At 63.2% G+C, this 26009-nt stretch carries 19 protein-coding genes; 7 read left to right on the top strand and 12 right to left on the bottom strand.

All coding sequences use genetic code 11. The features are described from left to right. Nucleotides 1-42: 42 nt before the first annotated feature. On the bottom strand, nt 43-1347 hold the full coding sequence (gene murF / locus MUN81_RS20980; protein WP_245114024.1) for a UDP-N-acetylmuramoyl-tripeptide--D-alanyl-D-alanine ligase: 1305 nt from the start codon (nt 1345-1347) through the stop codon (nt 43-45). A gap of 102 nt (nt 1348-1449) precedes the next feature. Here murF and MUN81_RS20975 point away from each other — a divergent pair, with 102 nt between their 5' ends. Then, nucleotides 1450-3777: a T9SS type A sorting domain-containing protein gene (locus MUN81_RS20975; protein ID WP_245114023.1), complete on the top strand. Its 2328-nt coding sequence runs from the start codon at nt 1450-1452 to the stop codon at nt 3775-3777. Nucleotides 3778-3837: 60 nt separating this feature from the next. Here MUN81_RS20975 and MUN81_RS20970 read toward each other — a convergent pair whose 3' ends face one another. Together MUN81_RS20970 and MUN81_RS20965 are read right to left on the bottom strand one after the other, a co-directional pair. Continuing rightward, on the bottom strand, nt 3838-4620 hold the full coding sequence (locus MUN81_RS20970) for an amidohydrolase (protein WP_245114022.1): 783 nt from the start codon (nt 4618-4620) through the stop codon (nt 3838-3840). 141 nt (nt 4621-4761) lie between these two features. Then, nucleotides 4762-5943, bottom strand: a complete 1182-nt coding sequence (locus MUN81_RS20965) for a methionine aminotransferase (protein ID WP_245114021.1) — start codon at nt 5941-5943, stop codon at nt 4762-4764. Between the two features lie 702 nt (nt 5944-6645). On the opposite strand from MUN81_RS20965, the gene MUN81_RS20960 reads away from it, so the two are divergent. Further along, on the top strand, nt 6646-7764 hold the full coding sequence (locus MUN81_RS20960; RefSeq protein ID WP_245114020.1) for a hypothetical protein: 1119 nt from the start codon (nt 6646-6648) through the stop codon (nt 7762-7764). A gap of 260 nt (nt 7765-8024) precedes the next feature. Here the strand turns inward: MUN81_RS20960 and MUN81_RS20955 are convergent, their stop codons facing one another. Next, a complete protein-coding gene (locus tag MUN81_RS20955) occupies nt 8025-12254 on the bottom strand; it encodes a PAS domain-containing protein (RefSeq protein ID WP_245114019.1) in 4230 nt (1409 codons plus the stop codon). 141 nt (nt 12255-12395) lie between these two features. Then, nucleotides 12396-13076, bottom strand: coding sequence for a peptide-methionine (S)-S-oxide reductase MsrA (msrA, locus tag MUN81_RS20950; protein ID WP_245114018.1), 681 nt, complete (start codon nt 13074-13076; stop codon nt 12396-12398). A 343-nt stretch (nt 13077-13419) separates the two neighbouring features. Here msrA and MUN81_RS20945 point away from each other — a divergent pair, with 343 nt between their 5' ends. Beyond that, nucleotides 13420-13818, top strand: a complete 399-nt coding sequence (locus tag MUN81_RS20945; RefSeq protein ID WP_245114017.1) for a hypothetical protein — start codon at nt 13420-13422, stop codon at nt 13816-13818. Nucleotides 13819-13920: 102 nt separating this feature from the next. Continuing rightward, on the top strand, nt 13921-15036 hold the full coding sequence (locus MUN81_RS20940) for a fatty acid desaturase (RefSeq protein ID WP_245114016.1): 1116 nt from the start codon (nt 13921-13923) through the stop codon (nt 15034-15036). Here the strand turns inward: MUN81_RS20940 and MUN81_RS20935 are convergent. After that, nucleotides 14941-15387, bottom strand: coding sequence for a hypothetical protein (locus tag MUN81_RS20935; RefSeq protein WP_245114015.1), 447 nt, complete (start codon nt 15385-15387; stop codon nt 14941-14943). The genes MUN81_RS20940 and MUN81_RS20935 overlap by 96 nt on opposite strands. 146 nt (nt 15388-15533) lie before the next feature. Then, nucleotides 15534-16085: a YceI family protein gene (locus MUN81_RS20930; RefSeq protein WP_245114014.1), complete on the bottom strand. Its 552-nt coding sequence runs from the start codon at nt 16083-16085 to the stop codon at nt 15534-15536. Nucleotides 16086-16264: 179 nt separating this feature from the next. On the opposite strand from MUN81_RS20930, the gene MUN81_RS20925 reads away from it, so the two are divergent. Next, a complete protein-coding gene (locus MUN81_RS20925; protein WP_245114013.1) occupies nt 16265-18592 on the top strand; it encodes a hypothetical protein in 2328 nt (775 codons plus the stop codon). Further along, nucleotides 18559-19134, top strand: a complete 576-nt coding sequence (locus MUN81_RS20920) for a hypothetical protein (protein WP_245114012.1) — start codon at nt 18559-18561, stop codon at nt 19132-19134. Before MUN81_RS20925 ends, MUN81_RS20920 begins: the two co-directional genes overlap by 34 nt. A 155-nt stretch (nt 19135-19289) precedes the next feature. On the opposite strand, the gene MUN81_RS20915 is transcribed toward MUN81_RS20920, so the two are convergent. From MUN81_RS20915 to MUN81_RS20895, 5 genes are all read right to left on the bottom strand, one after another. Next, nucleotides 19290-20621 (bottom strand): Gfo/Idh/MocA family oxidoreductase, encoded by a 1332-nt coding sequence (locus tag MUN81_RS20915; RefSeq protein WP_245114011.1) that lies wholly within the window; start codon nt 20619-20621, stop codon nt 19290-19292. 263 nt (nt 20622-20884) lie between these two features. After that, a complete protein-coding gene (locus MUN81_RS20910) occupies nt 20885-21721 on the bottom strand; it encodes an alpha/beta hydrolase (protein ID WP_245114010.1) in 837 nt (278 codons plus the stop codon). A 207-nt stretch (nt 21722-21928) separates the two neighbouring features. Continuing rightward, nucleotides 21929-22294, bottom strand: coding sequence for a VOC family protein (locus MUN81_RS20905; RefSeq protein WP_245114009.1), 366 nt, complete (start codon nt 22292-22294; stop codon nt 21929-21931). Nucleotides 22295-22445: 151 nt separating this feature from the next. Then, a complete protein-coding gene (locus tag MUN81_RS20900; RefSeq protein ID WP_245114008.1) occupies nt 22446-23135 on the bottom strand; it encodes a hypothetical protein in 690 nt (229 codons plus the stop codon). Continuing rightward, on the bottom strand, nt 23132-23278 hold the full coding sequence (locus tag MUN81_RS20895) for a hypothetical protein (RefSeq protein WP_245114007.1): 147 nt from the start codon (nt 23276-23278) through the stop codon (nt 23132-23134). The genes MUN81_RS20900 and MUN81_RS20895 overlap by 4 nt, the downstream gene beginning before the upstream one ends. Nucleotides 23279-23639: 361 nt before the next feature. On the opposite strand from MUN81_RS20895, the gene MUN81_RS20890 reads away from it, so the two are divergent. Continuing rightward, complete coding sequence (locus tag MUN81_RS20890; RefSeq protein ID WP_245114006.1) at nt 23640-26006, top strand: nucleotide-binding protein; 2367 nt, start codon at nt 23640-23642, stop codon at nt 26004-26006. The last annotated feature ends 3 nt before the right edge of the window (nt 26007-26009 follow it).

Below are 26009 nucleotides of genomic sequence, written 5' to 3'. Positions count from 1 at the left end.
CAGTGAGCAGTGAACAATACGGGCGGTTCTGCTCACTGAATATTACAGCAGTTCCACAAGGGTTTCCAAGGCCATGCCGCGGCTGCCTTTCACCAGCACCAGTTGCTGGCGCATGGGGTGCTGGCGCAGCCAGTCGGCCGCTTCGGCTTTGGTAGGGAAATAATGAGCCTGAGGGGAAGCAGCATGGGCGTGCTGCATCTGCTCGCCAATGAGCAGCACTTGCTCGATTGGCAGCCCGGTCAGCAGCTGGCCCAGCTTGGCGTGTTCGGCCTGGCTTTCTTCGCCCAGCTCGAACATGTCGCCTAGAATAGCTACGCGGCCTTGGCCGGTGCTGGTCGGGCGCTGCGCGAAACTCCGTAGCGCCGCGGCCATGCTGCTGGGGTTGGCGTTGTAGGCATCGAGCACCAACTCGTTGCCGCGCCCGGTGCGCACCAGCTGGGAGCGGTTGTTTTGCGGGTTGTACTGCGCCAGCGCGGCGGCCACGCGCCCGGGCGCCACGCCAAAGTGCAGGCCCACGGCGGCGGCGGCAGCTAGGTTAGGAAAGTTGTAGTCGCCGGTGAGCTGGGCGGCCACGTCGGTGCCGTCGGCCAGGCGCAGGGCCACGGCGGGCGCGGCCGAGAGCAGCGTGGCGGGATAGGTGTCGGCCGGGCCGGGGTAGCTGAGGCGGGTGGGCACCTGGGCGGCCAAGCCGGGCAGCTTGGCGTCGAGGGTGTTGACGAAGGCCGAGCCGCCGGTGCGGGCCAGGTAATCGAACAATTCGCCCTTGCCCTTGGCCACGCCTTCGGGCCCGCCAAAGCCTTCGAGGTGGGCCCGGCCGATGTTGGTGATGAGGCCGTGGGTGGGCTGCGCGTACTCGCAGTAGCTGGCAATCTCGCGCTGATGGTTGGCCCCCATCTCCACCACGGCAAAGTCGTGCTCCTCGGCCCGTAGGCGCAGCAGCGTGAGGGGCACGCCGATGTGGTTGTTGAGGTTGCCGATGGTTGCCAGCACCTTAAACTTCTGTGCCAGTACGGCCGTCAGCAGCTCCTTGGTGGTGGTTTTGCCGTTGGAGCCCGTGACGGCCAGTACCGGGATGCGGAACTGCTCGCGGTGCTCGCGGGCCAGTGCCTGCAGGGCCAGCAGCGGGTCGGGGGCGTAGGTGTAGCGGGCGGGGTCGGTAGCGGCCAGGTCGGCGTCGTCCACCACGGCGTGGCGGGCGCCTTTTTCCAGTGCCTGCGTGGCGAAGGCCGCGCCGCGGAAGCTCGGGCCGTTGAGGGCGAAGAATAGCGTGCCGGGCTGGGCCTGGCGCGAATCGGTGCTGACGAGGCCGGCGGCGGCCAGGTACTGCGAATAGAGCGGAGTGGGCATGAACGGAAACGAGTGGCCGGGTGTAACTTGCTGCAAAGGTGGGCGTGATTTTTGTACTGCGCCGGGCAGTTCTTCTTTCCACACGCTCGTTGCTTATTGCTTATGCTTCGTTCTTACGCTTTTTTGCTGGCGCTGCTGGCGTTTTCCATCGGGGCGCGGGCCCAGTCGGCCAGTCGTTTCGGGTTTGAGTACCGGGCCGCGGGCAAGGTGGTGCAGGGCACCGACACGCTGGCCAATGCCTGGGCCGGCGGCCTCAATACCCCGCAGTTCAGCACCATCGACCTGAACAACGACGGCCAGCCCGACCTCTACGCCTTCGACCACGAGAGCAGCCGCAGCTACACCTTCCTGAACGTGGCTGCGCCCGGTACCACGGCCGGCCGCCGCTGGCTGTACGCACCGCAGTACGAGTCCATTTTTCCCGACAGCCTGCGCGGCTGGGTGCTGCTGCGCGACTATGACTGCGACGGCCGCGCCGACCTCTTCACCTACGTGAACGGCGGCAACATTGCCGTCCTACGCAATGTGCTGGTCAACGGGCAGGTGCAATTCCAGCTGGCCAGCTCCCAATTGCGGTTTTCGGGCAACTTCACCGGCACGGCCAACCTCACGGTGGGCGGCTACAACCTGCCGGCCATTCAGGACGTGAACGGCGACGGCAAGCTCGACATCATGACCTATGATTTCATTAACGCGGTTTACATCGAGCAGTACCTCAACACCAGCCCCGGCACCTGCGGCAGCGCCCTCACCTTCCGGATGAACACCGACAACTGGGGCAGCCTGCGCGCCTGCGGCGGCTGCGCCGAATACATGTTCAATGGCCAGGCCTGCTTCACGGCCAACAAAACGCTGCACACCGGCGGCCACAGCCTGCTGCTGGTGGACCTGGACGGCGACGGTGACCAGGACCTGCTCGACGGCCGCGACAATTGCCCCGAGCTGGTGCGCCTGCTCAACCAGGGCACCACGGCGGCGCCCGTGCTCACGCAGGCCAGCATCAGCGCCAGCTTTCCGTCGGCGGCGGCGCCGGCCCGGGTGTCGGTGTTTCCAGCCGGCTATTCTTTCGACGCCAACTTCGACGGCCGCCCCGACTTGGTGGTGGCCCCCAACATGCTGAACAATCAGGCCGACCTGGTGAGCATGCGCAACAACATCCAGCTCTTCACCAACACCGCCGCCAGCGGCGCCCCGGCCTTCGCCAAGCAAACCGACGCCTTCTTGCAAAACACGATGATAGACGTGAGCGAAGGCGCCGCGCCGGCCTTCGGCGACATCGACGGCGACGGTCTGACCGACCTGCTGGTGGCCAACCACGCCGACCGCGTGAACAACGTGTACCGCGCCACCATTGCCTACTACCACAACTCCGGCACGCGCGCCCGGCCGGTGTTCCAGCTGGTGAGCAACGACTATCTGGGCCTGAGCGCCCAGCGCTTGCTGGCCATCAAGCCCTTCCTTGTCGACTTGAACCGCGACGGCGCCCTCGACCTAGTGTACTCGGCTTGGGACCGGGGCACCAACGTGTTTACCTACATCCTGAACACGGCCCGCCCCGGCCAGGCGGCGGCCTACGACCCCGGCACGGCCGTCATATTCAAGCCGCAGGGCCCCGCCACCACCACGCCGCCGCCCAACCCCGCGCCCACGCTGGGCGTGCTGCCCTACACCATGGGCGACATCCCATGCTTCACCGATGTGGACAACGACGGCTTCGTCGACCTGCTCATCGGCACCAACGAGGTGCGCGAGCCGGGCATGTCGCTGCGCTACTTCCGCAACCGCGGGCGCGGGCCTTTGGACAGTGCTTTCGTGCTGGTGAACAATGACTTTGGCCGCATTCGTACCGCCGCCGGCGCGCGGCCCGACAACCTGGCGCCCAGCGTGGCCGACTTCGACGGCGACGGCCTCCCCGACCTGCTCACGGCTGATGCCACAGGCTACCTGCGGCTGTTCAGCAACTACCGCGCGCAGGTCGGTATCTTCCTGGAGCGCACCGATGTGCTGTATAACTCCCTTACCAACAGCTACGAGCCCACCCGCCTCGGCCTCGACCCGTATTCGCACTACGGCTTAGCTGCCGCCGATGTGAACGGCGACGGCGCCCCCGAGCTGCTGGTGGGCACCCAGGCCGGCGGCCTGCTGAGCTTCGGCACCCGCAACCGCGTGCTCACGGCCACCCGCGCCGAAGCCGCCGCCGCGTTGGCCCTGAACGTGTACCCCAACCCCGCCACGGCCACCGCCACCGTCGAAACCGCCACGCCCACCCGCCTCACCCTGCTTGACCTCACCGGCCGCGTGGTGCGCACCGTTGATGCTGCCCAGCGCCGCCACGCCCTCAACCTGAGCGGCCTGGCCGCCGGCGTGTACCTGGTGCGCGCCGTGGGCACCGATGGCGCTACCGCCGTGCAGCGCCTAGCCGTGCAGTAGGGCAGGTTGTTCGGGCCCCGCTTGATGCGCGGAATGCTAGCAATGACAATGTGGCCCGCCCTATGCCCGCAACTCAAACGCATCACCGTCATTCAGCGCGGTGAACTTGGTGCGGAAGTCGTCCAGCTCAGCCTTTTTCAGGGTGTGCGTGAAGGAGCCGGCCTGGTCGTGGGCCTCCACCAGGTAGCCGCCTTTAGCGTCGAGGAGGGCCGAGTCGCCGCTGTAGGCGTGGCCCAGGCCGTCGTGGCCAATGCGGTTGACGCCCAGGGCGCAGGCCACGTTTTCGATGGCGCGGGCGCGCAGCAGGGTGCGCCAGGCGGTGCGGCGCACGGCAGGCCAGTTGGCCACGTACAGCAGTAGGTCGTAAGGCTCATGGGGCTGGTTGCGGCTCCACACGGGGAAGCGCAGGTCGTAGCACACCAGCGGGCAGATGCGCCAGCCGCGCCATTCTTCCACCAGCCGCTCGCGGCCGGGCGTGTAGGTGTGCTGCTCGCCGGCCAGCGTGAAAAGGTGGCGCTTGTTGTAGTAGCTCAGGCGGCCGTCGGGGCGCACCCAGAGCAAGCGGTTGTAGTAAGCGCCGTCTTCCTCGATGATGACGCTGCCCGTGAGCACGGCGTCGAGCCGGGCGGCGTGGGCGCGCAGCCACGCCACGGTGGGCCCGTCCATGGGTTCGGCCAACGTGGCAGCTTCCATGCTGAAGCCGGTGGTGAACATCTCGGGCAGCACCACGAGGTCGGTGGGGCCGTCGAGGCGAGCCAGGGCCAGGTCGAGGCTGGCGCGGTTGGCGGCGGCGTCCTGCCAGTGCAGCTCGGTTTGGAGGAAGGAGACGGTGAGGTCGGACATGGGCATGAGGGCGAAAGCGTTTCTTTAGGAGAACGTCATGCAGAGCGCAGCGAAGCATCTCGCGGGCTACCACTCATTCTTTTGATGGAATGACTTCCGCACGCGAGATGCTTCGCTGCGCTCTGCATGACGTTCCGTTTACTACCGCAGCCGGGCGGCCGCGGCTTCCAGCGTAGTGGCTTCTTTCGCAAAGCAAAACCGAATCAGCCCCTCGTCAAAACCGTTGTGGTAAAACGCCGACACGGGTATCACGGCCACGCCTTTTTCGCGGGCTAGGTACTGAGCGAAGGCCAGGTCGGAGGCCGGCGACAGGGCGTCGTAGCGAGCCAGCTGGAAGTAGCCGCCGGGCACGGGCAGCAGCTCCCAGCCGCCCTCGGCGAGCAGGGCCCGGAACTGGTCGCGCTTCTGCTGGTAAAAGGCGCCCAGGCCGCGGGCGTGGGCGTCGGTGGGGTCGTTTTCGAGGGCGTCGGCCAGGGCGTGCTGGGTGGGCGTGTTCACGGCAAAGGTGAGGAACTGGTGCACGCGGCGTACCTCGGTGGTGAGGGCCGGCGGGGCAATGCAGTAGCCCACCTTCCAGCCGGTGGCGTGGTAGGTTTTGCCGAAGGACGAGAGCACGAAGCTGCGCTCGCGCAGCTCCGGGTGCTGGCGCGCGCTGCGGTGTGGCGTGCCGTCAAACACCAGGTGCTCGTACACCTCGTCGCTGAGCACGAGGGCGTTGGTGCCGGCCAGCAGCTTGGCCAGCGCATCCCAATCCTCGGCCGAAAACACGGCGCCGCTGGGGTTATGGGGTGTGTTCACGAGCACCAGCCGGGTGCGGGCCGATACCACGCGGCGCACGGCGTCCCAGTCGGGCCGGAAGTGGGGGGCGGGCAGGCGCACGTAGCGCGGCACCCCGCCCTGCAGCCGGATGGCCGGGCCGTACAGGTCGTAGGCCGGCTCGAACACCAGCACCTCATCACCGGGCCGCACCACGGCGGCCAGCACCGCGTACAGCGCCTCGGTGGCCCCGGCCGTGAGGGTGATTTCGGTGGCCGGGTCGGGCGCGGGGGCGTCGGGCTGCAGGCGGGCCACCTGGGCGGCTATGGCTTCGCGCAGCCGCGGCAGGCCGGGCATGGGCGCGTACTGGTGGTGGCCCGGCGTGCGGGCGTGGCGGGCCAGCGCTTCCAGCAGTTCCTGCGGCGGGTCGTAGTCGGGAAAGCCCTGCGCCAGGTTGATGGCGCCGGTTTCCTGGGCCAGCAAGGTCATTTGGGTGAAGATGCTGACGCCCACATCGGGAAGCTTGGAGGGCAGCGCGACGGCGGGCAGGGGCGGGGGAGTGCTCATGGGAACGAGGGCGGAAGTAGGATAGCGGCAAATAACGCGGTTGCGGTCATTTTTTGCCCTCACAGCCATATTCTTTCGCCGCAATAGCTCCGTTTCGCAAACAAGGCTTTTAAAGCCTGGCCACACTTATTGCTTCAGGGGCACAGGACGCTGGATTGATTTTTGTTCGCCATCTCGGGACAGCTTCCCACGTCTTACACACATGGAACATTCCGCTACCCATTAAACGAATTAATCATGAAAACGGCATGGATGTACGGCCTGTGGCTGTTGGTAGTAGCTGGCCCTTTGAAACTCTACGGACAGGGAACGGGCAACTGGGAACGTACGGACTTGTTTGGCAACGTTAACTCGTTAAACGTCAGTAGTCAGTATTTTAATTTTTTGATTCGCGATAAGGCGATTGTTGTTTCGGGCGGTAGCTCAGGCGGAGGGTACTGGGCGAAATACACCGAGCGCGGGCAGCTGTTGTGGCAAAAAAGAACCCGTGGTCCGTCGTTGGCTGCAGCGGGCCCGGCTTGGCGCGACGGCATCTTTGCCTACGGCGGAACAGCCGCCCGCAACCGCATCGGGGTCACTGGCGAATATTATTGGCTCAACGGGAGTGGGGACACGCTTCGAGTGCGGGCACGTCCGACAATTGTTACGGACCATGCCGGCCAGCATGCGGCCACGCGCGACGGGCGCTACTACATCGCCGGCTTGGGCGACAACAGCGGCACGGGGCAAACGCCGGTGTCGAACCACTTCTCGCTGGTGTGCCTCGACACGGCGGGCGTGCTGCGCTGGCAGCGCAACTACCTCAACCCCGTCATCCGCCTCGGGGCGCAGTTTCCCGCCGCCGTGGCCTACGCCTATTTGCGGCGCATCGTGGAAGCCCCGCGCCGGGGCTGGCTGCTGCTGGGCGACGCCCAGCGCGACTCGGTCAATTACCAACTCTACGCCCTCGAGGTCGACTCGGGCGGCCAGCCCCGGCGGGCGCGGTGGATAGAGCCCTTCGGCCGCGCCGCCTTCGTGCAGATGTTCGCCTCGGCCGGGGCCCTGCGCCTGCGCAACGGCAGCGGCTACGTGGTGTCGGGGCAGGCGCAGCTGGATTCGCTGGGCGGGCGGGCGCGCACCCACGGCTTCGTGGCCCGGCTCGACACGGCCCTGCGCGTGGTGTGGCGCACGCTCATTGAAGCGCCCCTGCCGGCGGGCAGCGCCACCGCGCTGCAATTCACGGGCGGGGTGCAGGAGGCGGCCGACGGCAGCCTGCGCGTGCTCACTTTTCCCGTCACGCCGCGCCCGGCGCCCAACGAGTTCGAGGTGCTGCACCTGAGCGCGCAGGGCCGGCTGACCCGGCGCGACACCTACTGCTCGCAGGCGCTGACCGCGGCCCTGCCCCAGAGCTGGCAGCTGCTGCCCGGCGACAGCACCATCGTGGTCAGCGGCCAGGGCCGGCAGCGCAGCCCGACCGGCCAGCTGCTGGCCCAGCCGGCGTGGCTGGCCTCCTTCGAGCGGCCCTGCCGCAGCCAGTTCGTGCCCGTGGTGTCGGCTGTTCGCCCAGGCGCGGTCCCGGCCGGGGCCGTGGTGCTCTACCCGCAGCCGGCCGCGCCGGGGGGCACGGTGCGGCTGGCGCTGGCCCGGCCGCTGGGCGGGGCCGCGCGGGTGCAGCTGCTCGACGCGCTGGGCCGCGCCGTGGCGGCGGTGGCCGCCGAACCCGTGGGGGGCGAACTGGCCGTGGCCCTGCCGGCCGGGCTGGCGCCCGGCCTCTACGCCGTGCGCGTGCTGGCCGCCGGCCGCCCCGTGGCCACGGCCCGCCTGCTGGTGCAGGCCCCGTAATTTAGGCGGGGGCTTGGCTAAAACCGAACGGCCCTGTTCATCGGGCGTTCGCGCGGGCGCCTCACCCCCGGCCCCTCTCCCCAAGGAGAGGGGAGCCTATCGAAAACATGAGCAAAGGCCCGGCTTAGCAATGAGTCGGGCCTTTTCGGTTGTAGGCAATCAAGACAAGCTCATTCCACCGTAGCTCCCCTCTCCCTGGGGAGAGGGGCAGGGGGTGAGGCGCCCGCACGGGCGAAGCGAGAACGGCCCACCCGACGTCCCTACAAGTGCATGGTAAACGTAGTGCCCTCGTCCACCACGCTGCTCACTTCCAAGCGCCCGCCGTGGATTTGCACGATGCGGTTTACCAGGTACAGCCCCATGCCGGTGCCCTCCACGTGGGTGTGGAAACGCCGGAAGAGCTGGAACAGCTGCGCGCCGTAGCGCTCCATGTCGATGCCCAGGCCGTTGTCCTGCACCGTGAGGATGGGGCGGCCGCTCACCGCGTCGGGGGTGCAGCTGAGGCGGATGACGGGCGGGCGCCCGGGCGCGGCGTACTTCAGCGAGTTGCTGATGAGGTTGAAGAGCAAGCTTTGCAGGTTGGGCCGCACGAAGGTGATGGTGGGGCAGGTGTCGAAATCGAGCTCAAAGCGCGCGCCCGACTGCGTCACCTGGTCCTGCAGGCTGTTCACCACTTCGGCCACCAACGGGGCCAGGGCCACGGCTTCGGCGGGCACTTCCTGCTGCTGGCGCTGCCCGCGCACAATGGCGCTGAGGTCGTCGATGGTGCTGAAAATCTGCGCCAGGGCCCGCTCAAAATACGAGATGAGCTTGATGGCGTCGGGGTCGCGGAAGTAGGCCGTGCGCGTGAGCTCCTCAAAGATGCCCGCCATGTTGTTGATGGGCTGCTTGAGGTCGTGCGAGGCCGTGTACACGAAGTTGTCGAGGTCCTCGTTGGTGCGCAGCAGGCGGGCGTTTTGCTCCTCCAGCTGCTGCTGCACCTGCTTGAACTCGTGCACATCGGTGTTGGCGCCCACCCACAGGGCAATGGTGCCCGACTTGTCGCGAATGGCCTCGGCGCGGGCCAGAAACCAGCGGTAGTCACCCTGCTGGTCGCGCCAGCGGTGCTCCGCCTCAAACGACTCGCCGGTGCGCAGGCTGTGCTGCCAGCGGCGCAGCGTGCCGGGCAGGTCGTCGGGGTGAATGAACCGCTCCCAGCCCCAGTCCTGCAGCTCGGCAAAGGTGCCGCCCGTGAAGTCGTACCAGCGCTGGTTGTAGTAGCTCACGGCGCCGTCGGGGCGCGAGGTCCAGGCCATCTGGGGCAGGGTTTCGAGCAACTGCTGGAAACGCGACTGGCTGGCCAGCACCTGCTCCTGCAGCTGGCGCTGCTGGTGCACGTCGGTGTTGGTGCCGTACCACTTCAGCACCTGGCCGCCGGGCGCACGGCGGGCCTGGGCCTGCCCGAGAAACCAGCGGTACTGCCCGTCGTAGCGGCGCAGGCGGAACTCGGCCTCGTAGTAGCGCTGCGAGGCGATGGCCTGGTCCCAGCGCGCCTGCATGGGGGCGCGGTCGTCGGGGTGCACAAACTCCAGCCAGTGCGCGGCCCCGTTTTTCTCCATCGACACGCCCACGTAGGCCGCGGTGCGGTGGTTGTAGAAATCCACGGTGCCGTCGGGGCGGGCCGTCCACACCTGCTGCGGAATGCTTTCGGCCTGAATGCGCAATTCCTCTTCGCTCTCGATGAGGCGGTCTTGCAGCGCGCGCAGCTCGGTCACGTCGGTGTTGGTGCCAAACCAGCGCACCACCGCGCCGGTAGCCGCGTCGCGGATGGGCCGCGCCCGACTCAAAAACCAGCGAAACTCGCCGTCGTGCCGCCGCAGCGGGAAGGTATCTTCCCAAGGCTCGCCGGCCGCTATGCTGGCCTGGTAGCGCTGCGCAATGCCCTCCACCAGGGCCGGGTCGTGCACCAGCTTCCACCCCCAGCCCTGCATGGACTCGAAATCGGTGCCCGTGTACTCGTACCACTGCCGGTTGTACCAGTCGATGTAGCCGGTGGGGTCGGCCATCCAGGCCAACTGGGCAATGTTGTCGGCCAGGGCCGCAAACTCGAGGCGGCTGCGGGTCAGCTCCTCGGTGCGGTGTTGCAGCTCATGAATTTCCACGGTGGCCGCGCTGAAGCCGGCCGGCTGGCCGGCGTCGTCGGTGTAGGGCTGGGCTTTGGTTTGAAACCAGCGCAGCACGCCGTCGCGGCGTCGCACCCGGAACGTGGCCTGCCAGGCCTCGCCCCGGGCCATGGCGGCCTGGGCCACGGCGGCCACGGCGGCGCGGTCGTCGTCGTGTAGCACCTGCCAGGCGTCATCGGGCGGGCCGGCGGGGTCCAGGCCGGTGTACTCGTAGAAGTAGGGGTTGGTGTAGGTGATGGACCCCGCGGCGTCGAAGTTGAAAATGAACACCGGCACCGAGGCCGTGATGGCGCGCACCTGCTCGTCGCGCCGGCTCATTTCGGCGGCCAGGCGCTCGGCCTGCTGGCGGGCGCGCACGCGCACCGTCACGTTTTTCGAGAAGTTAAGCACGCTGTTTACCGCCCCCTGCTCATCGCGCAAGGCAATGTAGGTGAGGTCGATGTACACCTCGGGGTGGGAGCCGTCCGGGTTGTGCAGGCGTAGCGGCAGCTCGGGGCGAATGAGGGTTTCGCCGGTCTTGTACACGTGGTCGAGCATGGCTTCGAGGCCCTGCGCAGCCAGCTCGGGCAGCAGCTGGGCCACGGGCTCGCCCAGGCGGGCGCGGTGGCCCACCAGGTCGGCGTAGCTGGGGTTGAAGAACGAGTAGCGGTGCTCGGGGCCTTCCAGGGTGGCCACGTAGGCGGGCAGCTGCTCCAGGATGCGGCTCAGCTGCTGGTCCTTGAGCTCGAGGCGGTGCTGGGTCTCGTGCAGGTCGTGGATGTCGAGGTCGGAGCCGAACCACTGGCGCGAGCGGCCGGCGGCCCGGGCGTCTTCCACGGGCTCGGGCACACCCTGGCTCACAAACCAGCGGTAGTGGCCGTCGTGCCGGCGCAGGCGCAGCTCGTAGCGCCAGGGCGTGCCCGCGGCCAGGGCGGCGGCGTAGGCGGTCTGCACGCGGGGGCGGTCGTCGGGGTGCAGGCAGGCGTGCCAGGCGCTGGCCAGGTCGTCATCGGCGGTGGTGCCGGTGTAGGCATACCACTGCGGGCTGAGGTAGAGCACCTGCCCCTCCTGGTCGCTGATGAAGGTGATGAAGGGCAGGCTTTCGGTCACGCGGCGCAGGCGCTGGTCGGCGGCGTGGGCTTCGGCCTGCAGGGCTTCGCTGCGCTGGCGGGCCAGCACCTTCTCGGTCACGTCGATGCCGTAGGCCAGCACGCCGCTGCCGGTTTCGCCGCGCAGGGGCAGGTAGCCGTAATCGTGGTAGCGCTCCTCGAGCTGGCCCGTGGCGGGGTTCAGCAGCTCGGTGCGCTCTTCGGTGCCAAAGTGCGGCTGGCCGCTTTCGCGCACCCGGTTCAGCAGGTCCAGGTAGCCCTGAGTAGCCAGCTCGGGCAGGCTTTCGGCCACGCCGCGGCCCACGGTGGCGCGCGCGCCCATGGTTTCGCGGGCTCGGGCCGAGAGAAAGCTGAACGCCAGCTCGGGCCCTTCCATGGTGCTGATGGTGAGCGGCAGCTGGTCCAGAATGCGCTGCATGAGGCGCTGCTGGCCCTCCAACTGCAGCTGGGCGCGGTGGCGGGCGTCCACGTCGGTGCAGGCCCCAAACCAGCGGCGCACCTGGCCGGCTTCGTCGTGCTGCGCCATCACGTGCGACAAAAACCAGCGGTAGGCGCCGTTGGTCCCGCGCATACGAAACTCCATTTCGAAGGGCTGGCCCGAGCCCAGGGCTTCGTTCCAGCGGGCGTACATGCCGGGCAGGTCGTCGGGGTGCATGATTTCGCTCCACAGCTTGGCGCGGGCGGGTGCGTCAAGGAGCGCGGTGTCGTACCCCACGTAGTCGATGAAGCGCTGGTTGTGAAATTCCGGCTCGCCGGTGGGCGAGGTGGCCCACACCAGCTGCGGCAGGTTTTCGGCCAGAAAGCGGAACTGCTCGTGTTCCTGCTCGGCGGCGCGCTGGCTGCGCAGGCGGTCGGTCACGTTCAGCAGGCGCACCAGCAGGTAGCGCGGGTTGCCCAGCGGCACGGGCTGCAGGGTGGCTTCCCAATAGTCGCCGGGCACGTGCGCCGAGGCGGTGGCCAGCGCCGGCACCAGCACCTGCGGAGTGCCGGCCCGCACCACCGGCAGGGCGGCCGCCCAGGCGGCTTCACCGGCCAGCACGGCACCGGTGGCTTGGGCCGCCGCGCACAGCGTGGGCAGGGGCTGTCCCACCAAGGCTCCTTCTTCGGCGCCCAGCAGGGTGGTCATGGCCGCGTTCAGGCCCAGCACGGTGCCGTCGGGGGCCAGCACCGCGTGGGGCGCGGGCAGCATCTCAAACAGCAGCTCAAAATCGAGGGCAGGCCGAACGGCAGGGGCGGGCATAGCGGGCAAACACGGCAGCAAGCAGCCCATCATGCGCCGCTTCTGTTTCCAAAGATAGGTGAGCGCGGGCGTAGGGCGGGCGGGCGCAAAAAGGCCCCGCCCAAAGGGCCGGGGCCGGTAGCAGCGAGTAACGCCGAAACCCTACAGCGGGTTTTTCAGGTCTTGCGGAAAAGCTTTCTGCACGTGCTCCACCTTGGCCGCCGACACGTGCTCGATGTAGGGGTTCTCGGGGTGCAGGCGATAGTAGCCCTGGTGATAGGCCTCGGCGGGCCAGAACTTCTGGAAGGGCACCACTTCGGTCACGATTTTGCTGCCGTACTGCTTCGAGGCGTTGACGCGGGCAATGGTGGCTTCGAGGGTTTTCTTCTCCTCGGGCGTGCGGTAGAAAGCGGCCGAGCGGTACTCCGGCCCGGCGTCGGGGCCCTGGCGATTGAGCTGGGTGGGGTCGTGCGAGGCGGTGAAGAAAATGTCGGCCAGTTTCTGGTAGCTCACCACCTTGGGGTCGTAGTAAATCTGCACGGTTTCGGTGTGGCCGGTGGTTTTGTCGGCCACTTCCTCGTAGGTGGGGTTGGCCTTGGTGCCGCCGGCGTAGCCGCTCACCACCTGCTTCACGCCTTTTATCTCTTCAAAAGCCTCTTCCTGGGCCCAAAAACAGCCGCCAGCAAAGGTGGCCACGGCCAGGCCCGTGAGGTTGGCGGGCGCATAGCCGGCCGTAGAGCGCGGCGGGCGTTGGCCCTGGGCTTCGGCGGCGGGCTGCGAGCCGCAGGCAAACAGGAACGAAAGCAAGCTCAGACTAATCAGGGATTTCACGCGGTTTTTCATGGAATGACGGATGACGGAAGGGACAGCGGAGGCGGCGCTGCTGGTCGGACAGACGCTCGCCTGCTCCAAACCTTACAGCCGCCCGCCCCCGAAAAAAAGCATACGAAATCGGGCGCGGCCCGGCTTGCCCATAAGCTAAACCGGGCCGGAAAAGTTTGGCCTGAAAAGCAGCCGTTTCTCCCCGGGCCGGTCGGGGCGGGCCGGGCGCCCGGTAAGTATTTGTTCGGGCCGGCAACTGCCCTGTGGCGTGCATGAGCGACTTCGGGCATACTAATTTGCCCGTGGTCTGTATCTCTGCCTACGTAGTTACCGTAGCAGGGCCCACTGTCCTTTCCTTTCCGCTATGTCTTTGCAAACGTTACTCGAAGAATCCCATATCACCATTTCCTACGACCATTTGCATGAGTGGCTGCTGGCCGACTGGCACGGCGACCAGGACCTGGCCAGCGTGCAGCGCGGCGCCCTCGACATGCTGCGCCTGCTGCGCCAGCAGCGCTGCCGTAAGGTGCTGAACGACAACACCCGCGTGACCAGCATGTGGAGCGAGGCCGCCGAGTGGGGCGGCAAGGTGTGGTTTCCGGCCATGACCGAAGCCGGCCTGCAATACTTTGCCTGGGTGTATTCGCCCAACCTCTACAGTCGCCTCTCCACCGACCTCACCCTGCAGTTCACCGAAGGCAACCCGGTCGTTGCCACCTTCGACGACCTCGAAACGGCCAAAGCCTGGCTGCGGCAGATGTAGCGCCCGGCCGCGAGCTGGAAACCAGAACCTATTTGCCGTATTTTTGTCTGAAAGCCCGGGCGCAGTGGCATTCCAGCACGCCTGTATTTCAGTTCTTTTCGTATGGCCCCAGCACCTACCGCCTTCACCGTGGCCACGGCCACCGAGCCGCACCGCGTGCGCACCCGCCAAATCATCAAGGCCCACCCCGAGGTGAAGCAGCTGATGACGCGCAACCCCACCACCTTCCTCATCGGGCTGGGCTGCGTGCTGGCCCAGGTGGCGCTGGCCTGGTTTCTGCGCGACAAGGCCTGGTACTGGACCATTCCGGTGGCTTACCTAGTGGGCGCGTTTTTCTCGCACACGCTGTTTGTGGTCATTCACGAAGCGGCGCACAACCTAGTGTTCAGGAGGCTGTGGAAGAACGTGGCCACCGGCATTCTGGCCAATTTTCCGTCGGTATTTCCCACGGCCATCAGCTTCAAGAATTTCCACATCAAGCACCACGTGTTTCAGGGCGTGCACGAGCTGGATGCCGACCTGCCCGACTGGTACGAGGCCAAGCTGATTCACAACTACAGCATCGGCAAGGCCATCTGGCTGTTTTTCTTTCCGTTGTTTCAGGTCATTCGCACGGCGCGCTGCCGCGAGGTGGCTACCATCGACAAGTACGTGGCGGCCAACATCGTGGCCCAGGTGGCCTTCGATGCGGCCGTTGTGTACTTCTTCGGCTGGACGGCGCTGCTCTACCTGTTCCTCAGCTTCTGGTTTTCCGTCGGCCTGCACCCGCTGGGCGCCCGCTGGATTCAGGAGCACTACCTCACCCTCAGCCCCGAGCAGGAAACCTACTCCTACTACGGCCGCCTCAACGGCATCAACCTCAACGTGGGCTTTCACAACGAGCACCACGACATGCCCAGCATTCCGTGGAATAACCTGCCCAAAATCAAGGCCCTGGCCCCGAGTTCTACGAGCCGCTGCTGGCCCATACCAGCTACACCAAACTGTTTTTCCGCTTCCTGTTCGACCAGGAAATCAGCCTCTACTCGCGCATCACGCGCAAGGAGCGCGGCACCGCCACCCTCAAAGACCAGAGCGTGCCGGACAAGGAATTGCTGTCGGCGTAGCAATGACTGTTTGCGCCTACGGGTTGGGCACCACGCAGGGTACGCCCGAAATGCTCCCCAGCACAAGGTGCGGGACGGACAGCGGGATTTGGTCGGTGGTGCAGGCGCGTAGCGTGGCCTTGCGGGTGGGGTCGGTGTTGTAGGTGAAGTAAATGCGCTGGCCGCGTCGGTTTAGGCTGTTAAAATCGGCGGTGTTGGTGGCGGCAATGACGTTGGTATTGCCCAAGCTGTCAGGCCAGGCAACGCGCTGGCCGATGGGAAACTGCGCATCGACCTGAATGAGCACGCCGTCCCAGCACCGGTCGGCCAACACCACGCCCGAGAAGCAGACACTAGACGGCGCGGGAAAACAGACGGTGGGGCCCGACGAAGGAGCAGCGGTATCGGTCTTGTCACAGCCCGACAGGCCACCAGCGGCCAGGGCCAGTAGGGGCAATCCCAGGAAAGAGGAGAAACGAGGCATAAAAAGAAGATGAGCAGCGCCGGAATTTCCAGCCATACTTTTCTGACCGGCCGGTGATGCATTGCGTTGCATGGAGGCAAAAAAAGGGCCGCCCTGTGCGGGGCGGCCCTTTTTTTGAGGCTGTTTTCGCTTCTGCAAACGCTGGCTTAGGCCTGCTTGGCAAACTGCACGTTGGCAATCAGCTTCACGTCGTCGCCCAGCACGATGGAGCCGGCTTCTGTCACGGCGCCCCAGGTGAGGCCAAAGTCTTTGCGGTTGATTTTGCCGCTCACCTCGAAGCCGGCCTTGTGGTTGCCGTAGAAATCGACGGCCGAGCCGCCGTATTCGGCTTCCAGGGTCACGGGCTTGGTCACGTCTTTCATGGTGAGGTTGCCGGTCACTTTGTAGGCGTCGCCGTCTTTCACAAACGAAGTCGACACGAACTTGATGGTGGGGTACTTGGCGGTGTCGAAAAACTCCTCGCTCTTGAGGTGGCCGTCGCGCTGCTCCTGGTTGGTATCGATGCTGTCGACGTCGAGCGAAAACTCCAGCTGGGCGTTTTCAAAGTTGTCGTCGCTGGGGCTCTGCATGGTGCCCTGGAACGACTTGAACGAGCCCGTGACGGTGGAAATCACGAGGTGCTTGATTTTGAACTGCACTTCGGAGTGCGTGGGGTCGAGGGCCCATTTGGTAGCGGCGGCGGTGGCGGTTTCAGACATGGCGTTTGGAGTTGATAAGGTTAAAAGACGATGCAAATGTAATCAATGTTGCTACATTTGATGTCGATACATCAATTATTTTTTTAAAGTTCACGGCGCACTAAAATTGCTGCGCCGGCGAGGGCGCAAGCGCTGGGGTACCGTTCTTTAAGCCACATTTTCCGTTGGCTCATTTTCTTATGCGTCGTTTGATGTTGCAGGGGCTGCTGAGTGGCCTGGCCGCCTGCCCGGCCCTGGCCCAAAGCCTGCCCGTTCTCTCGCAAAACCCGCCCGATTTGCATTGGCAGGAAGTGCGCACGCCGCACTTCCGGGTGCTGTACCCGGCCGGGCTCGACTCGGCGGCGCAACGCACCGCCGCCCGCCTCGAGCGCCTGCACGGCCCCAACGGCGCCACGCTCGGCGTGAGCCCGCGGCCCATCTCGGTGGTGATGCAGGCCCAGACCACGGTCAGCAACGGCTTTGTGACGTTTCTGCCGCGGCACGCCGAGTTTTTCATCACCCCGCAGCAGGCCCTGGATTTGGGCACCGTCGACTGGCTCGACGGGCTGGTGGTGCACGAGTTCCGGCACGTGGGGCAGTTTGAGAAAGCCCGCCAGGGCGTGGGCCGCGTGCTGGGCCCGCTGCTGGGCGACGGCGCCCTGGGCGTGGCCGCCGTGGGCGTGCCGCAGTGGTTTTTTGAGGGCGACGCCGTGGGCACCGAAACCGCCCTCACGCGCAGCGGGCGCGGGCGCATCCCCAGCTTCGGGGTGGGCCTGCGGGCCAACCTGCTGGCCGGCCACCGCTATTCCTACCAGAAAGCGGTGAATGGCTCGCTGCGCGACAACGTGCCCAGCTGGTACGTGCTGGGCTATTTCATGACGTCGTACCTGAAGACGCACTACGGCCCCAACGCCTGGGCGAAGGCACTGGACGAGTACTACAAATTTCCGTTCTACCCGTTCTCGTTTTCCAACGGCATCCGGCGCACCACCGGCCTGCGCGTAGAGCAGCTCTACGGCCGCACCATGACGGAGCTGGACTCCACCTGGCGCGCCCAGCAGGCCGCCCAGCCCGCGCCCACGCCCGCCCAGGAGCTGCGGGTGGAAGCCACTGAGCGGGTTTTTACCCAATACCAATACCCGCAGTACACTTCCGATAGCACCGTGCTGGCCCTGAAAACCGGCCTCGACTACATTCCGCAACTCGTGCTGCTCAGCCGCCGCGGGGCCGAGCGCAAGGTGTTCGTGCCCGGCCAGCTGAACATTCCCGAAATGCTGTCGGTGAACGGCGGCAAGGCCGTGTGGCCCGAGTTTCAGCAGCACGCCCGCTGGGGCCAGCGCATTGCCTCGGAGCTGAAGGTGCTGGATTTGAGCACCGGCCAGCTGATGCGCATCGGCAAAGGCGGGCGCTACTCAGCTGCCGCTCTCTCGCCCGACGGCACGCGGCTGGTGGCCGCCCGCACCGACGCCAGCTACCACCATGCCCTCGTCGTCCTCAACGCCCAAACCGGCGCCGAGCTGCAAACCCTGCCCAACCCCGCCAACGACCTCTACATTCAGCCCCGCTGGCACCCCGACGGCCGCCGCTTGGTGGCCGTGACGCTGAGCGCCGCCGGCAAAACCATCGTCGTCATCGACCCCGCCACCGGCGCCACGCGCCCGCTGCTGCCCGTGGCCAATGTGAACCTGGCCAACCCGCAGCCCTGGCAGGGCTTTGTGCTCTACAATTCGGCCCAAAGCGGCGTCGACAACATCTACGCCGTGCAGGCCCGCACCGGGCGCACCTTCCGCGTCACGGCCCGGCCGCTGGGGGCCTACCACGCCGCCGTGGCGCCCGGCGGCCGCACGCTGGCCTTCCACGACTTCCGCGCCACGGGCGCCCGCGTGGTTGAGATGCCTCTCGACAGCACTGCCTGGGTGCCGGTGCCCGTGGCTAGCACCGACGCCATTGGCCCGTATGCCGACGCCCTCACCGCCCGGGAGCCGGCCGGCCGCGAGGTAGCCCGCCTGCTAGCGCGGCCCGACTCGGCCGGACCGCGCTACAGCGTGAACCGCTATTCGCCGCTACGGCACGCGTTCAACCTGTTCAGCTACGGCGTGGTGCAAAGCCCGACCGGCAACGCCGTGGCCGTGGGCCTGCGCTCGCAGGATTTGCTCAGCACCACGCAGGTGTTTGCCGGCGTGGGCTACGACCAGGTAGAGCGCACCTTCAACGTGACCAGCGCCCTGAGCTACCAGGGCCGCTTCCCGGTGCTGGACGTGGACATGACCTACGGCGGCCGCGACGCCGCCCTCATCAGCCAGGGCGTTACGTACCGCGACCAGTGGCAGTACCTGCGCTTCAGCGCGGGGCTGCGCCTGCCGCTCACCCTCACGCATTCCAAATACCTGCAGGGCCTGACGGTGGGGCCTACCTGCTGCACGAGCAGGTGTACGGCTACGACCTGCCCCTGCGGCGGTTCACCGAAGTCGGCCCCAACCGGCCGCTCAACGCCGTGCAAACCACGCTCAGCTATGTCACACAGCTGAAGCGCAGCGCCCGCAGCGTGGCGCCGAAGTGGGGCGGCTCGCTGCTGGGTACCTACCGCACCACGCCCTTCGGTGGAAGCCTGAATGCGTCGCAGGCCGGCCTGCAGGCCAGCGTCTTTCTGCCGGGGCTTTCGCGCAACCACGCCATCCGCCTGCGGGCCGGCTACCAGTGGCAGGACCAAGCGCAGTACCAGTTTGCGCCGGCCGTGTCGTTTCCGCGCGGCGAGGGTTACACCAGCTTCGACCGCCTGCGCGTGGGCAGCTTCGACTACTACCTGCCGCTGGCCTTCACGCATTGGGAGTTGGGGCGCCTGCTCTACATCCAGCGCCTGCGCGCCACCGTGTTTGGCGACGTGGCCCAGGGCCGCGCCATCCGCGGCATCAACGTGGGGCTCGACTACCAGAACGTCGGGTTCGATGCGCTGGTGCAGTTCAACGTGCTGCGCCTGCGCACGCCCATCGAGGGTGGCGTGCGGGTGGTGTATAGCTCGGTGCAGCGGCAGTGGGTGGTGCAGGCGCTGGCGTTTGATATCCGAATTTGATGGGTAAAGCCAGAATGCGTTAAGAAAGAAGGTCATGCTGAGCGCAGCCGAAGCATCTCTACCGCGTAAGTATTCATTTACTTCAGCGGTAGAGATGCTTCGGCTGCGCTCAGCATGACCTTCTTTCTTTGGGTTACTTTCCTCCTTAGGCCCGCTTACGCCCGCACGCTTTGCGGTTTGAGCGTGGTCAGGTCGCCAATTTTCACCGGCTTGCCGCTGTCAATGCTGTGGCGGGCGGCGATGCCGACCAGGCAGGACATGGCTCCGTCGCGGGTGCCGGCCGACTGGCGGTAGGGGTCGGCGCCGGGCTGGAAGATTTGCTTGCGCAGGCGCACGTCGCCGCCACCGTGGCCTTCCTCGTTGTTGGGGATGCGGATGATTTCGCGCTTGCCGAAGTTGGGCGTGAGCTGGATTTCGTCGAAGGGCTCTTCGTCCCAGGTTTGGCGCTCCTTAATCCAGGCTTCGAGGCGGCCCTTGGTGCCATTGAAGGCAATGCGGTAGCCCTCGTAGGGCGAGTAGGTGGTGAGCGAGTAGCTCACCTGCACTTGGTTGGCGTACTTAATCTGCACGGCCATCTTGTCGAAGATGTCGATGTCTTCCTTCCACACGCAGCCGTCGCGCAGGTAGCCGTCGTACTTCTCGTTGTCGACGTAAATATTGGTCAGGCGCGCGTCCTTGGTCACGTCCCAGTAGAACTGGCACTTGTCTTTGTGCGGGCAGGGGCGGCAGTGGGTGTGGCGGAACGAGTTGTTTTTGCCGTAGAAATTCAGCTGGCCGTTGGCGTACACTTCTTCGGGGTCGGAGTCGAGCCACCAGTTCAGCAGGTCGAAGTGGTGGGTGGCTTTGTGCACCAGCAGCGAGCCGCTGTTCTGGCGCAGGCGGTGCCAGCGGCGGAAGTAGTCGGCGCCGTGGTGCACATCCAGGTACCAGTGGAAATCGGCCGACGTGATGTTGCCAATAACGCCCGAGCGTAACATCTCGAACAGCTTCTGGCGGTGCGGCGAGTAGCGGTAGTTGAAGGTCACCTTCACCTTCTTGCCGGTGCGCTTCTCGGCGTCGATGATTTCCTGGCACTTCTTCTCATCGGTCGTCATCGGCTTTTCGGTCACGATGTCGGCCCCGTACTCCATGCCCTTCACGATGAACTGGTTGTGCGTGGCGTCCACGGTGGTTACGATGAGGACGTCGGGCTTCACCTGCTTCATCATCTTGTCGAAGTCGGTGAAGGTGGGGCAGCTCACGCCCAGCATCTTTTTGCCGGTTTCGACGCGGCCGGGGTTGATGTCGCACAGGCCCACGAATTCCATTTTGTCGCCGTGCTCCTTCAGCACGTCCACGCCCCACATGCCCAGGCCGCGGTGGCCGGTGCCCACCATGGCCACGCGGGTTTTTTTGACGGGGGCCAAAGCCGAGGCCAGAACATTATTGGTAAGCAGCGAGCCGGCCAGGGCACTGCCGGTAAGTTGGGTGAAAGTGCGGCGTTTCATCGGCGGTGGGAATGAGGTTGGGCCGGTGAAGTTGCTGGTCTTTTGGCTGAAAACCACCAGGCAAAGGCGGAGATATTTGCGCAATCGTTCCCGGCGTGGGCACGAAAAAGCCCCCGCCGGTGGGCGGGGGCAAAAACGGGCGGCATCGGCCCGGTCCGACGGCGCAGCCGTCCGACCGGTCGTCGTTGTTATCCCGAACGAACTGGTGTGAACGTGTTTGCTTTGACCGGTCGGACGGCTGCGCCGTCGGACCGGGCCATGCCCTACCCCAGTGCCGTCTCGTGGTGCAGAAAATGGTCGACCGCCGAAAGCGTTTCCTGCGGGGCGCTGAGGTGGGGGCAGTGGCCGCTGGTTTCCACCACTTTCATGCGGCTGTCGGCCAGCTGCTCGTTGATGTAATGGCCCACGGCCAGCGGCGCGATGATGTCGTGCGCCGATTGCACGATGAGCGTGGGAATGGTGAGGAAGCCCAGCTCGGCGCGGGTATCGGAGAAGAAGGTGACGCGGGCAAAGTGCTTGGCGATTTCGGGGTTGGTGCGCACGAAGCTGTTGGTGAGAGACATCACCAGCTCCGGGCTTTCCTTCTGGCCCATCATCACCGGCGCGAAACCGTTGGCCCAGCCGGTGTAGTCGCCTTCCATGGCCGCCAGCAGCTCGTTGATGTCCTTCTGCTCGAAGCCGCCGGCGTAGCCCTTCTCATTAATAAAGCGGGGCGAAGGCGACACCAGCACCATTTTGGAAAACCGCTCGGGCTCGCGCACGGCCGCAATCACGCCAATCATGGAGGCCACGGAATGGCCCACGAATACCACGTCGTGCAGGGCCAGGGCGCTGAGCACTTCGAGCAGGTCGTCGGCGTGGCCGGCCAGGGTGCTGTGCTTGGCGGTGGGGGAGTAGGCAGCCTGGTCCGATTTGCCGGCGCCCACCAGGTCCAGGAGCACTACCCGGTACTGGTCTTCGAAATGGGGCGCCACCAGACGCCAGTCGCTTTGGTCGCCGCCGAGGCCGTGCAAAAACACGATAGCCGGGGTGTTGGGGCCGGTTGCGCCGGAAATGGTAACGTTGCTGCGCTCAAGAATGGAAGTAGCGGATGGGGTCATACTGCGGGGGCAAAAGTGGAACAGGGGCGCGCAACATACGGCACAATTCCAAAATATGGATTCAATGAATGCCAAATTTAACCAGCCCGAAAGCCGTGAACACACACTCCGGTTATTTTACCAACGGGGTCTCAATTCCTTGACTGGCTTGACTGTTGGGCTGAAAGCGTCTGATTTTTTAGAGGTATAGGCCGCGGCTGGCACCGGCTAGCTGGGCTCCCACAGTTCCAGCTTGTTGCCGTCAGCGTCCAGAATGTGGACGAATTTGCCGTAGTCGTAGCTCGCAATGTCGTCGAGGATGGTGACGCCGTTGGCCCGCAGCTGCTGCACCAGCCCCTCGAGGTTTTGCACCCGGTAGTTAATCATAAACCCGCGGGTGGAGGGCGCGAAGTAGTCGCTGTCGCGGTTGAAGGGGCTCCATTGCAGCTGGTTCACCTCGTCGGGCCGGTCCATGTCTCTGGACTCGAACGTGGAGCCCCACTCGGTGGTGGCCAGGCCCAGGTGGCGGGCGTACCACTCCCGGGTGGCCGCGGGGTTGTCGGCTAAAAAGAAGATGCCGCCGATGCCCGTCACTTTGGGGGCGAGGGGGCGGCGGGCTCGTGGGACTGGTCTTGCATGGGGCGCAGTTGAAGGTTTTGTGGAGGGCTAATATCGAACAACAGCACGCAACACGCCCGGCGCCAGGGCCGGGCGTTGGAACATAAAACGGGCCGGGCCGGCGGCCTTAGGCGGGCGTGGGCCCGGCCGGCCGGGCGCGGCGGGCGGCCGTGGCGTTGGGCTTGCGGGCCGACTGGAAGGCGGCAAACAGGGTGGGCTGCCGGGTTTCGTAGCGGGCCAGCTGGCGGTCGATTTGGTCGCGGAGCAGGGCCTGGGCTTCGCGGTAGGTGCGGGCGAGGTCTTTGGTGTCGGCGGCGCCTTCGGCCCGGGCGGCGCGGGGGGCGGCCTGCTCGGCCTTGAACTGGGTGAGGGCGTCGCGCAGCTCGGTGAGGTCGGCGGCGGCCACGTCGTAGCCGGTCAGGTCCGAGGCGTGGGCGGTGCCGTGGTCGAGGATGAGGCGGCCGAGGCGCACGAGCTCGGCGTCGGACTTGCGTTCGAGGGTGCGCTGGGAGTAGTCGACGGCGGCTTGCAGGGCCAAGTCTTGGTGGGCGGGGTCGGCGGCAAAGGCGTAGAGGGCGGCGCCGATGTTGTGGGCCGCGGCGGCCACGCGCTGGCGGGTTTTCTGCTTCACGAGGGTGAGGCCGCCCGACTCGGGCCGCTGGGCCTGGTGCTCAGGGTCGAGGATGTTGACTTCGGATTCGAAGGCGGCCACGGCGGCGGTGAGGGCCTTGTTGGCGGCGTAGTCGGCGGCGTGGTCCTGGAGCACGCGCAGGGTGGTTTGGAACATGGCCAGCTTGGCCCGCTGCTTATCAGTCATGGGGTAAACAGAAAGAAGGTGAAACGAGAAAAAACAACGGAGGCGTCGGCCGCGCCACCTGCGGCCGGGCTGGCAACGATGCCGGCCGCCGCCGCGACGATGGCGGACGGGCTGGCAAGCCTGCCGGCCGAGCCGACAAGCATCAGAGCGAAGGTGACAAGGGTAGCAGCCGGGACGTCATGCCATGCTGCCGAGGCGTCAAGCGTAGCTGCTATGACGTCATGTCATATTGCCGGGTTGGTTAGCGTGGCGGCCGGGGTGGCAAGCTCGGTAGCAGTGCTGGCGAGCGGCGCGGCCGGGGAAAGGAACGTCCCGGCGGCGGTTGGTAGAGTGGGGGGTTAGGGGTGAGAGTGTGGCGGTAAGTGTGGGGGGAAGGTAGGGAGGATTAGGGAGAATGCAAATAGTTAAAGAGACTTATGACTACTGCTTTGGTTTAATGCATACATTTGAGGCAAGAGGGGGCTCATGTATTGAAAAATAATTGTTTAACAAAGTTTAAAAGGCATGCCTAATAAATTAAAGGGTTTTTTTGGATATAGCAGTAATCCAAATAGTGCAGGGGAGGCAGTAGAGGCAGCTGTTAAAACTATAAATGAAAGTCAGGAAATAGAAATACTAACATGGCGAAAGTTAGCTAAGGGAGGTAGTTTAGTAATTAATGATATTCTGCGTAATATTGAGAATAGCGACTTTGCTTGTTTTGACTTAACAGGAATGAATGATAATGTTTTATATGAAATAGGATTTGCAATTGGGAAAAACAAGCCAATTTGGCTCGTTTTTGATACTTCACATGAGGAATCTGTACGGAAATATGACCAGCTTGGCCTTTTAAAAGATATTACATACAGTGCTTATACTAATGACAGAGGAATTGTGGCTGCCTTTGAAAAAGACAGGCCTTTTGAAGGAGAACGTTTACTCCCAAGGTTAGTGTCAAACTACACAGACCCGGATGCTACGCCAAGTATTTTGCTTTATTTAAAGCAACAGATAGACACTACGGCAAGTAGCGCTGTATATAGGGCTGTTGAAAGCAGAAATATTCCTCTAGTTCTAGATGACCCTAGTGAATCAAAGGTTCAAAATTTGTCTTGGTACATGCAGAACGTGTGGTCCACACTAGCTGTATTAGCTGAGTTTAGTTCAACAGCAAGAAGTGGGCATAGCTTGCAGAATACCAAGTGCGCTTTTATATCTGGATTAGCATTTGGCTTGAATAAAAGAGTTCTAATGATTGTTGAGCATCCTTATATACCTTCCTCGGATTACAGAAGCCTGATAAAAGTTTACGATTATTCTGACCAAGCTAATAAGTCTGTTGTTGGATTTGTTGCTAATCTAAAGGCAGAAGTAGCAGAGTTGTTTGTTGCTCCTAAGAAAAGCCGTTCTGGTGAAAGGCCAAAGAGCGAATTACAAACTATTTCTTTTGGGGAATGGATTGCTGAACATGAGAGCTCAAAGATATACGATTATTATGTGCAGATAAAGCACATTAAAAGCTTGGTTAAGAATGAGCATAATATAATCGTAGGACGTAAAGGATGCGGAAAAACAGCTAGTTTTTATTTTCTTGAACAAGAATTGTCCTCTGATGTAAGAAACGTTGTGTGCGTGATAAAGCCTATTAGCTTTGAGATAGATGGTCTACTAGTACTGCTGCGTGCTTCTGGCGAGGATTTCCAAAAACATTATCTCATTGAAGCTGTTTGGAAATTTTTAATATATACTGAGGTTGCTAAAAGCCTTTATGAAAGAGTTGCAAATAAGCCTCTTTATTCACTTAGTATTCAAGAGCAAGATTTTTTAGATTACGTAAACAGACATCAGCAGACAATACTTCCTGATTTTTCAACAAGAATGGAAGTTCAATTAGAAAAGCTTAAGGAGCTTTTCGCTTCTCTTGTTGAAGACACACAGCAGAGATTTAAAGAAAGGATATCTGAGTTGCTTCATGATACTATTCTCTTTGATATAAGAGCACATATAGCTGAAATTGCTCCAAAATCAGGTCGTATAATTGTATTGATTGATAATCTTGATAAGTCATGGCGTAAAGACAATGATTTGCCAGTACTGAGCCAATGGATTTTAGGCTTGTTAAGCGTTACCGGGCGAATAGCTAAAGAAATTTCTTTTATAAAACAAAAGCAAATTAATGTTGCTTTTAATCTTACTATATTCCTGCGCAGTGACATTCTTAGGCACATAATGAAGTCTGCTCGTGAGCCTGATAAAATTGAGAAGTCAGAGCTGACGTACGATGACAAGGAAATTCTGCTAAGAATTCTAAATGAAAGATTCGTTCAACTTAACCCTAAGCATTCGGACGCTTCAGAATTTTGGGATAAATACATAAGCCACTCAGTTGCTGATGAAATTATCGATGATTATATATTTAATAGGATATTTCCTCGGCCAAGGGATTTGATTTATTTTATTAGGCAGGCAAAGGATACTGCTGTTGCCAGAGGCCATTCAATAATAGAGAGTAGTGATGTTGAAAAAGCTTACTTGCTCTATTCTGAGTGGGTACTTACTTCATTGTTTGTTGAGAATGGAGTTACTCAACAACAGATGGAGAATTTCATGTATAATCTCGCTGGTAATACTACCGTATTATGCGAAGAGGATATAGTGACTGCAATGCAATTGGCTAATATTGATGATGGCGACGATAAAAGTCGTGAGCATTTTATTGACCACTTGGTTGCGTTATCAATTCTTGGAAGAGAGGTTACTGCAAACAACTTTGTTTTTGAATACGATTTGAATGTCGATTTAAGAAATAAAATTTTAGCCGGTAAACTTTCCGTAAGAAGATTTAGAGTTCATAATGCAATTGTCCCTGCACTAAGGTTGGTGCAATAATAT

The organism is Hymenobacter sp. 5317J-9 (assembly GCF_022921075.1).
Classification (GTDB): Bacteria; Bacteroidota; Bacteroidia; order Cytophagales; family Hymenobacteraceae; genus Hymenobacter.
The sequence above is the reverse complement of the archived record's forward strand: the minus strand, read 5'-3'. Positions and strand labels throughout refer to the sequence as shown.

Coding starts and splice junctions, on each gene's coding strand:
- MUN81_RS20965 (WP_245114021.1), bottom strand. CDS start 5,943: ATGAGCACTCCCCCGCCCCTGCCCGCCGTCGCGCTGCCCTCCAAGCTT.
- MUN81_RS20935 (WP_245114015.1), bottom strand. CDS start 15,387: ATGCCTCGTTTCTCCTCTTTCCTGGGATTGCCCCTACTGGCCCTGGCC.
- msrA (WP_245114018.1), bottom strand. CDS start 13,076: ATGAAAAACCGCGTGAAATCCCTGATTAGTCTGAGCTTGCTTTCGTTC.
- MUN81_RS20975 (WP_245114023.1), top strand. CDS start 1,450: ATGCTTCGTTCTTACGCTTTTTTGCTGGCGCTGCTGGCGTTTTCCATC.
- MUN81_RS20910 (WP_245114010.1), bottom strand. CDS start 21,721: ATGACCCCATCCGCTACTTCCATTCTTGAGCGCAGCAACGTTACCATT.
- MUN81_RS20925 (WP_245114013.1), top strand. CDS start 16,265: ATGCGTCGTTTGATGTTGCAGGGGCTGCTGAGTGGCCTGGCCGCCTGC.
- MUN81_RS20955 (WP_245114019.1), bottom strand. CDS start 12,254: ATGCCCGCCCCTGCCGTTCGGCCTGCCCTCGATTTTGAGCTGCTGTTT.
- MUN81_RS20890 (WP_245114006.1), top strand. CDS start 23,640: ATGCCTAATAAATTAAAGGGTTTTTTTGGATATAGCAGTAATCCAAAT.
- MUN81_RS20970 (WP_245114022.1), bottom strand. CDS start 4,620: ATGTCCGACCTCACCGTCTCCTTCCTCCAAACCGAGCTGCACTGGCAG.
- MUN81_RS20915 (WP_245114011.1), bottom strand. CDS start 20,621: ATGAAACGCCGCACTTTCACCCAACTTACCGGCAGTGCCCTGGCCGGC.
- MUN81_RS20895 (WP_245114007.1), bottom strand. CDS start 23,278: ATGCTTGTCGGCTCGGCCGGCAGGCTTGCCAGCCCGTCCGCCATCGTC.
- MUN81_RS20900 (WP_245114008.1), bottom strand. CDS start 23,135: ATGACTGATAAGCAGCGGGCCAAGCTGGCCATGTTCCAAACCACCCTG.
- murF (WP_245114024.1), bottom strand. CDS start 1,347: ATGCCCACTCCGCTCTATTCGCAGTACCTGGCCGCCGCCGGCCTCGTC.
- MUN81_RS20930 (WP_245114014.1), bottom strand. CDS start 16,085: ATGTCTGAAACCGCCACCGCCGCCGCTACCAAATGGGCCCTCGACCCC.
- MUN81_RS20945 (WP_245114017.1), top strand. CDS start 13,420: ATGTCTTTGCAAACGTTACTCGAAGAATCCCATATCACCATTTCCTAC.
- MUN81_RS20940 (WP_245114016.1), top strand. CDS start 13,921: ATGGCCCCAGCACCTACCGCCTTCACCGTGGCCACGGCCACCGAGCCG.